We start from the raw sequence: 7,789 nt of genomic DNA, 5'->3' as shown, positions 1-7,789 counted from the left end.
AGTTCAACTAGGAATCAGTAAAGAAAAAATGGTTTCTAGTTTAGGAAAACCTTTATTCTTATTCATGGTGTTTTGTATGTTTTTAACGGCAGCATCAGAATTAGGAACCACTCAAAGAATTGAATCTTTATTAAAAACATCCGTAGAATCACCTCTTTTAGTATTAGCCTTCATCAATGGTATTATGGCTTTAGGAAGATTGTCTGCTGGTCAAGTAGTACACAAATTAAAACCTTCTGGGATGCTTTTATACTCAGCTATTTTCACACTAGCAGGTTTATGGTTATTAACCATTACGTCAGGAGGAATGACATTTGTAGCTGCAACAGTTTTTGCAGTAGGGGTAACATTCTTCTGGCCAACTATGCTTGGATTTGTAGCGGAATACCTTCCTGAAACTGGAGCATTAGGACTTTCTATAATGGGTGGAGCAGGTATGCTATCTGTCTCTATAGTACTTCCTATAATGGGTAAATTAATGGACAACGCAGATGCAAGCGAAGCTTTAAGAACGATGTCAATATTACCAGCAATATTAATTGTATGTTTTATTGGATTGAACTTATACATGAAGAAAAAAGAAATTGCCAAAAATTAAATAATTACAATGACTAGAAAATTAAGAATGGGTATGATTGGTGGAGGAACAGGTTCTTTCATCGGAGATGTACATCGTAAAGCTGCCTCTATAGATGGTATGATAGAATTGGTTTGTGGAGCCTTTAGCAGCACTGCGGAAAAATCAATTTCCTCAGGAAAAGATCTTTTACTACCTGCAGATAGATGCTATTCGAATTTTGAAGAAATGATTCAAAAGGAAAAAGCACTGCCAGAAAATATCAGAATGGATTTTGTAGCTATTGTTACTCCAAATCACATGCACTTCCCTCCTGCCAAATTAGCTTTAGAGAATGGGTTTAACGTAATCTGTGACAAACCGATTACTTTGACTTTAGAAGAAGCTACCGAATTAAAAACTGTTATTGACAAGTCTGGTAAAACCTTTGCATTAACCCACAATTATACAGGGAATTCAATGGTCAAGCAAGCCAGAGCTATGATCAAAAATGGTGACATTGGAAAAGTAAGAAAAGTACAGGTTCAATACCTTCAAGGTTGGCTTGCTACTTCACTTGAAGAGACTGGTCAAAAACAAGCTGCTTGGCGAGTTGACCCAAAAAGATCTGGTATTGGTGGAGCCCTTGGTGACATTGGAACACACGCCGAAAACCTAACAGAGTACATTACCGGATTAAAAATTGATGAAATTGCTGCTGACTTAGGGATTTTTGGTAAAGGAAGAACTCTTGACGACGACGGTAATATACTTTTAAGATTAGAAAACGGTGCCAAAGGAACACTTTCTATTTCTCAAATCGCAGTTGGAGAAGAAAACAACTTAGCTATTAAAGTATACGGAGAAAAAGGTAGTATTATATGGCAGCAAGAAAACCCAAATGAATTGATTACAAAATGGTTGGACGAACCAGTTAAGACCTATACTCCTAATGGAAATGGTTTATATCCCGAAGCACTAAATGTATCAAGGATTCCAGCAGGACACCCGGAAGGATATCTCGAAGCATTTGCCACAGTTTATAAAAACTTCGCAAACCATCTTCTTTCACTTGAAAACGGAGAAACACCAAAGACACCTGACTTTCCAACAGTAGAAGATGGAATTAGAGGAATGCAATTTATTTATGCCGCAGTAAAAAGCAGCAATGAAAATTCAATTTGGACTAAATTATAAGTCAAACATAATCACTAACAATTATAGCCACAAAATATGAGTACAATAAAAGGACCTGCAGTTTTTTTAGCGCAATTTGCAGGAGATAATGCTCCATTCAATACATTAGAAGGAATGTGTAAATGGGCATCGCAATTAGGATACAAAGGAATTCAAATTCCCTCATGGGACACTCGATTAATCGATGTAAATAAAGCAGCTGAAAGCAAAACATACTGTGATGAACTAAAAGGATTGGTTAATTCTTATGGTTTAGAAATCACAGAACTAGCATCACATTTGCAAGGACAACTTGTTGCTGTTCATCCAGCATATGATCTTATGTTTGATGGCTTTGCTCCAGACGATTGTAAAAACAATCCTAAAAAAAGAACGGAATGGGCGGTGCAACAGTTAAAAGATTCTGGTACGGCTAGTAAACATCTAGGCATCAATGCTCATGCTACTTTTTCCGGTTCTTTACTTTGGCACACAGTATACCCTTGGCCACAAAGACCCAACGGCCTTGTAGAAATGGGCTTTGAAGAATTGGCTAACCGCTGGTTGCCTATACTAAATCATTTTGAAGATCAAGGTGTTGACGTTTGTTATGAGATTCACCCAGGAGAAGATTTGCATGATGGGGTTACTTTTGAGCGATTCTTAGAAGCAACAAACAATCATAAAAGAGTAAATATGTTGTATGATCCGAGTCATTATGTTTTGCAACAATTGGATTATTTAAAGTTTATTGACTACTACCATGAATTCATAAAAATGTTTCATGTAAAAGATGCAGAATTCATACCATCGGGTAAAAGCGGTGTTTACGGAGGTTATCAAGATTGGAAAGAAAGACCTGGAAGGTTCAGATCTTTAGGAGATGGACAAGTAGATTTCAAAGGGATATTCTCTAAACTGACTAAATACGAATGTGATGTTTGGGCAGTAATGGAATGGGAGTGTTGTTTAAAATCTCCTGAACAAGGTGCTCGTGAAGGAGCTCCATTTATTCAAAAGCATATTATCGAATCTACCGGAAAAACTTTTGATGATTTTGCTGGCTCAGAAACAGACAAACAACAATTAAAAAATATTTTAGGTATTTAAATTATGAGAAAAGCTTTAGTAATTGGTTTAAGTTTTTTATCCATTTTATCCTATGCACAGGATAAAAACAAAGAAATGAGCCCAAAGGACACTGAGATATGGGACCCAATTCCTCCAGTGGTAACTACACACAAAAATAATGCAGCACCAAGTGATGCTATTGTTTTGTTTGATGGTTCTGACTTAAACCAATGGATCAATGCTAAAAACTCAAACCCTGCCAAATGGCAAATTAACAAAGACGGTTCTATGACAGTCGTTGGTAAAAATAAAGGTGGTGGGAGTATCAAAACAAAAGACAATTATGGAAGCATACAACTTCATTTAGAATGGAGATCTCCTGAATTGGATAAAAGTCGTAAAGGGCAACAAAGAGGTAATAGCGGTGTTTTTATACAGGGAAGATACGAAGTACAAGTACTAGATAACAACAACAATCCTACTTACTCAAATGGTCAAGTATCTAGTATCTACAAACAGACCATTCCTTTAGCAAAAGCATCAGTACCCACAGGGCAATGGAATACTTATGATATTATCTACCATGCACCTGAATTCAACAAGGACAAAAGCTTAAAATCTGCAGCAACCATTACTGTTCTTCATAATGGGATATTAACTATTGATCATTTTGAATTATTGGGCCCTACAAAATATATCGGAATCCCTGAATATTCTGCGCATGGAGATGCACCAATTATGTTACAAGATCACGGATCTCCTGTGAGTTATAGAAATATTTGGCTTAGAAAACTCTAATCAGAGACACTAAAAACATAATCAAAAAAAAAGCCTTCTAATTTCTAGAAGGCTTTTTTTTAATTCAAGTTTAACTCCACTTGATCATCCGTCTTATTCATTTTCATAAAATGTAAAGATTTTGAATAATTCAAAATAAATTTAATGGACTGATCCGATGGCATCTTAGGGTCTTTGTTAATTTTTTCGTCAGTGTAGTTTTTTATCATGTAATTCGTTTAAGGGTTATACCATAATAAACGCTACAATTACTGATATATTATATTAATTGGTTAAAATAATTTCTTTTTGCTCCACAAGCTTACGCATATTAATCAATGCATAACGCATACGTCCTAGTACTGTATTGATGCTAGCTCCCGTGTTCTCTGAGATTTCTTTAAAACTTAATTCGTTATAAATTCTCATATTAAGCACCTCTCTTTGATCTTTAGGTAGGTATTGAATCAACCCAGTAATCTGTCCATATAACTGCTCTTGAATAATTTCAGACTCTTTGTTTTTAGTATCATCACTTAAAACTGAAAATATATCAAATTCATCTGTCCTATTAAATTTCGGTAAACGATTGGATTTCCTAAAGTAATCAATGACTAAATTATGAGCTATTCTCATCACCCAAGGTAAAAATTTTCCTTCATCATTATAATTCCCTTTTTTTAAGGTACGTATTACTTTGATAAAAGTATCTTGAAAAATATCTTCCGCTAATTGTCTGTCTCCTACTTTAGAATAGATAAAACCAAACAATTTTTGTTTGTGTTTTACAACTAACACTTCAAGGCATTTTTCATCCCCATTGATATAATTTGATACTAAAGTACTATCTGATATATGAACTCGCTGCATAACTCTTCCTTTTAAATTAGTCGTCAAGTGACGACATTACTAAGATTTTAAAAGTAGTTTTATACTATATGCAGCTAGATTTGTGGTTATTAGGTGCTACAAATATGTGCTTTTAAATCAAAGATAGCAAACCAATTCCCAGTTTTTTTTGAAATTTTAACAATTGTTAAGCTGACTCTAAGAGTAAAATGGATCAAATTTTCATACAAATTGAATCTTATGCTAGCGTAATTTTCAAAAAGGAATCCTTAATTTTACAGTCTATATTTTTATTTCAATGACAAAAAACATTTCTGCTTTAGATCCCAAAAAAAACATCTTGATTAAGGGAGCGCAACTACATAATTTAAAAAATATTGATGTAGCCATTCCAAGAAATAAACTAGTTGTTATCACAGGATTATCGGGATCAGGTAAATCCAGTTTAGCTTTTGACACATTATACGCAGAAGGTCAGAGAAGATATGTAGAAAGTCTTTCCTCTTATGCTAGACAATTTTTAGGGAAATTAAACAAACCTAAAGTTGAATACATCAAAGGAATTGCACCAGCAATTGCCATTGAACAAAAAGTAAACAGTACCAATCCAAGATCTACAGTTGGGACAACTACTGAAATTTTTGATTATTTAAAATTACTTTTTGCAAGAATAGGAAAAACTTATTCCCCAATTTCTAATCAGGAAGTAAAAAAACATACAGTATCGGATGTTATTGAAGCCATCAAGGCTTTAGAAGAAAAAACAAAATTACTATTATTAGCCCCTATTGCTTTTGAAAAAGACAAAGATCCAGAAATCGTTATTAAACTTTTGGCTCAACAAGGATATGCAAGAATCAAAGTTGAAGAGGAAGTTGCTAGACTTGACGAAACGTTTTTGCAAAAGTATGATGCTAAAGAATTAATTAAAATAGCAGAATCCAACAAACTACAATTGGTTATTGATAGGATTGTGGTCAAACACGAAGAAGATTTTTACAATCGATTAGCGGACTCTATTCAGACGGCATTTTTTGAAGGGAAAGGAGTTTGCTCTATAGAAAATCTATCAGATAAAAAAGTTAGCAGTTTTAGTAATAAATTTGAGCTAGACGGAATAACTTTTTTAGAACCCAATACGCATTTCTTTAGTTTTAACAATCCCTACGGAGCTTGTCCTAAATGTGAAGGTTATGGAAGCACTATTGGTGTTGATGAAGAATTGGTTATACCAAACACCACATTATCCATTTATGAAGATGCTATTGCTCCATGGAAAACAGATTCTTTTTTAAAACATAAGGAGCAACTGATTGACCATGCTTATAAATTTGACATTCCTATTCACAAACCTTGGTTTGAATTAAGTGAGGAGCAAAAAGAATTAATTTGGAACGGAACAAACTCTTTTATCGGACTACATGAGTTTTTTGAATACCTAGAGATCAAAAGTTATAAAATCCAATTTAGAGTTCTTTTATCGCGTTACCGAGGAAGAAGTAAATGTAAAGCCTGTAACGGAAGACGCTTAAGAAAGGAAACCAATTATGTGAAAATTGCTGGCAAAAACATTTCTGATTTGGTTGATTTACCCATTGACGAACTTGCTGATTTTTTCAAAAATCTTGAACTATCCAAACACGATCAAGAAATAGGTAAAAGATTACTGATCGAAATCAATAACAGGCTTTCCTTTTTAAACAATGTTGGATTGAATTACTTGACCTTAAACAGAACTTCTAACACATTATCTGGAGGGGAAAGCCAAAGAATTAATTTAGCAACTTCATTAGGAAGTAGTCTTGTTGGATCTATGTATATTTTAGATGAACCAAGTATTGGTCTTCATCCAAAAGATACTGAAAGACTTATTAATGTATTAAAATCTTTAAAAAACTTAGGAAATACCGTTATTGTTGTTGAGCATGATGAAGATATCATGAAAGAAGCGGATTATATCATTGATATTGGCCCGGAGGCAGGAACACATGGTGGAAATATTGTTGCTGAAGGAAATTTTGAGCAAGTATTACAATCAGAATCTTTAACTGCAAAATACCTCAACGAAGAACTTAAAATAGAAGTCCCCTCTAAAAGAAGGACTTCTAACAAAAAAATTCAGATTGTTGGTGCTAGAGAAAACAACCTAAAAAATATTTCTGTTGACATTCCATTGAATACATTGACTGTAATTACCGGAGTTTCAGGAAGCGGTAAAAGTACTTTGGTAAAGAAAATACTTTACCCTGCCTTGCAAAAAAGGTTGAATGGGCACGGGGAGAAAATGGGTGAGCACACCTCGATAGATGGAGATTTTGAGACCTTGAAAAACGTTGAGTTTATTGACCAAAATCCAATTGGTAGATCTTCACGATCTAATCCGGTAACCTATATCAAAGCCTATGATGATATCAGAAGCTTGTTTGCCAATGAAAGTTTATCTAAGGCACGTAATTACAAACCAAAACATTTCTCATTTAATGTAGAAGGTGGTCGTTGTGAAAAATGTAAAGGTGAAGGAGAAGTCACCATTGAAATGCAGTTTATGGCGGACGTTCTTTTAGAGTGCGACGAATGTAAAGGAAAACGTTTCAAGAAAGAAGTTTTAGAAATAAAATTCAAGGAAAAAAATATTGATGATATTTTAAATCTTACCATAGAAGATGCCATTTCATTTTTTGAAGATTACCATCAGAAAAAAATTGTTCAAAAACTACAACCACTGTTAGATGTTGGTTTGGGCTATGTGCAATTAGGGCAATCTTCTTCTACCCTATCTGGAGGAGAAGCCCAAAGAATCAAATTAGCTTCCTTTTTAGTGAAGGGAGTTACCAAGGATAAAACATTATTTATTTTTGACGAACCAACAACTGGTTTGCATTTTCATGATATCAAAAAATTATTGGCCTCACTAGAAGCTCTCATATCAAAAGGACATTCTGTGGTATTGATCGAGCACAATATTGAACTAATAAAATGCGCAGATTATATTATTGATCTAGGACCTACTGGAGGAAAAAATGGGGGTAATTTGCTATTTGCAGGAACACCTGAGGAAATGATAAAAGATAAAAAATCGTATACTGCTGAATTCCTAAAAGAGAAACTTTAAGAATTCATTATTACAAAAAAAGCCTTTCAAGAAATTGAAAGGCTTTTTTTATGTTTGTAAAATTATTATCTAGAATAATTTGGTGCTTCTTTTGTTATTGTTACGTCGTGTGGGTGACTTTCTGCAATACCTGAAGCTGTAATTTTAACAAATGAAGAGTTATTTTTTTGATCTTCAATTGTAGCAGAACCACAATACCCCATACCAGCTCTTAATCCTCCAATAAATTGATGCATTGTAGCAAACAA

General features: G+C 34.0%; 7 protein-coding genes and 1 pseudogene. 5 read left to right on the top strand and 3 right to left on the bottom strand.

The window, feature by feature from the left end; translation table 11 throughout:
- From P8H68_RS10500 to P8H68_RS10485, 4 genes and pseudogenes are all read left to right on the top strand, one after another.
- Positions 1-598: pseudogene (locus P8H68_RS10500) on the top strand (MFS transporter); the annotation flags it as partial.
- A 9-nt stretch (positions 599-607) separates the two neighbouring features.
- Entirely contained in the window at positions 608-1,753 is a 1,146-nt protein-coding gene (locus P8H68_RS10495; RefSeq protein WP_300324624.1) for a Gfo/Idh/MocA family oxidoreductase, read from the top strand.
- A gap of 36 nt (positions 1,754-1,789) precedes the next feature.
- Entirely contained in the window at positions 1,790-2,842 is a 1,053-nt protein-coding gene (locus P8H68_RS10490) for a sugar phosphate isomerase/epimerase (RefSeq protein WP_300324621.1), read from the top strand.
- 3 nt (positions 2,843-2,845) lie between these two features.
- Positions 2,846-3,601, top strand: coding sequence for a DUF1080 domain-containing protein (locus tag P8H68_RS10485; RefSeq protein ID WP_300324618.1), 756 nt, complete (start codon positions 2,846-2,848; stop codon positions 3,599-3,601).
- Positions 3,602-3,660: 59 nt separating this feature from the next.
- Here P8H68_RS10485 and P8H68_RS10480 read toward each other — a convergent pair whose 3' ends face one another.
- On the bottom strand, positions 3,661-3,810 hold the full coding sequence (locus tag P8H68_RS10480; protein WP_300324615.1) for a hypothetical protein: 150 nt from the start codon (positions 3,808-3,810) through the stop codon (positions 3,661-3,663).
- Between the two features lie 55 nt (positions 3,811-3,865).
- Positions 3,866-4,450: a sigma-70 family RNA polymerase sigma factor gene (locus P8H68_RS10475; RefSeq protein ID WP_300324612.1), complete on the bottom strand. Its 585-nt coding sequence runs from the start codon at positions 4,448-4,450 to the stop codon at positions 3,866-3,868.
- A 277-nt stretch (positions 4,451-4,727) separates the two neighbouring features.
- Between P8H68_RS10475 and uvrA the strand changes: the two genes are divergently transcribed.
- Complete coding sequence (gene uvrA / locus P8H68_RS10470; protein ID WP_300324609.1) at positions 4,728-7,541, top strand: excinuclease ABC subunit UvrA; 2,814 nt, start codon at positions 4,728-4,730, stop codon at positions 7,539-7,541.
- A gap of 65 nt (positions 7,542-7,606) precedes the next feature.
- Here the strand turns inward: uvrA and P8H68_RS10465 are convergent.
- Positions 7,607-7,789, bottom strand: a 183-nt coding sequence (locus P8H68_RS10465; RefSeq protein ID WP_300324607.1) for an IMP dehydrogenase, incomplete at its 5' end; no start/stop codon positions are given.

The sequence above is a fragment of the Flavicella sp. genome (genome assembly GCF_029238425.1).
Taxonomy (GTDB): domain Bacteria; phylum Bacteroidota; class Bacteroidia; order Flavobacteriales; family Flavobacteriaceae; genus Flavicella.
Note: the sequence above shows the minus strand (reverse complement) of the source record. Positions and strands in the feature narration are given on the sequence as shown.

Excerpts from the sequence above, each read along its gene's own strand:
- P8H68_RS10495 (WP_300324624.1), top strand. The coding sequence starts at position 608 with ATGACTAGAAAATTAAGAATGGGTATGATTGGTGGAGGAACAGGTTCT.
- P8H68_RS10490 (WP_300324621.1), top strand. The coding sequence starts at position 1,790 with ATGAGTACAATAAAAGGACCTGCAGTTTTTTTAGCGCAATTTGCAGGA.
- P8H68_RS10485 (WP_300324618.1), top strand. The coding sequence starts at position 2,846 with ATGAGAAAAGCTTTAGTAATTGGTTTAAGTTTTTTATCCATTTTATCC.
- P8H68_RS10480 (WP_300324615.1), bottom strand. The coding sequence starts at position 3,810 with ATGATAAAAAACTACACTGACGAAAAAATTAACAAAGACCCTAAGATG.
- P8H68_RS10475 (WP_300324612.1), bottom strand. The coding sequence starts at position 4,450 with ATGCAGCGAGTTCATATATCAGATAGTACTTTAGTATCAAATTATATC.
- uvrA (WP_300324609.1), top strand. The coding sequence starts at position 4,728 with ATGACAAAAAACATTTCTGCTTTAGATCCCAAAAAAAACATCTTGATT.